Annotated in this window: 1 protein-coding gene; it reads left to right on the top strand. The window is 38.6% G+C overall.

Annotated elements, in window-relative coordinates; translation table 11 throughout:
* Nucleotides 1-347 precede the first annotated feature (347 nt).
* On the top strand, nt 348-538 hold a 191-nt coding region (locus tag IRQ78_RS20885), incomplete at its 3' end, for a helix-turn-helix domain-containing protein (protein WP_194442983.1).

Genomic DNA, 538 nt, shown 5'->3' with positions numbered 1-538 from the left:
TAAATCCAATAGAGCAAGTATGGAGCTGGATACGACAGCATTGTTTATCCAATAGAGTGTTTTCGGGCTATGACGAAATTGTCGATGAAGTTTCAAAGGCATGGAATCACTTTATTTCAATCCCGGATCGAGTGAAGAAAATGTGCAAYCGGGAATGGATTAAATTGATTTAATCTTTATGCGGAATGGTATAACAGGTTAGCAATCTCTAAAATGGCTTATACCATTCCGCTTAAATATCTGATCTAATATAGGCTATATAAAATCACCGGYTAATAACATTGAATYCAAACATATCTGAACAGCTTTTAGCGCTTTCTCGWAAAGAACCAAACGCACGAAAACGCATGCGATTGCTCGCAGTGTCWTTATTTTATGAGGGKAATAGCMGAACCGATATTGCAAAACGTCTAAACACAGCAAGAAGTAGTGTGAATAAATGGGTTTCTAGTTACCTAGAGTATGGGCTTGATGGTTTAGACAATAAGCCTATTCAAGGACGTCCATCAAGGCTGCAACAGCGGCAACTTGAACAACT

Source organism: Pseudoalteromonas simplex, assembly GCF_015278155.1.
In the GTDB taxonomy this organism is placed as follows: domain Bacteria; phylum Pseudomonadota; class Gammaproteobacteria; order Enterobacterales; family Alteromonadaceae; genus Pseudoalteromonas; species Pseudoalteromonas simplex.
The sequence above is the reverse complement of the archived record's forward strand: the minus strand, read 5'-3'. Positions and strand labels throughout refer to the sequence as shown.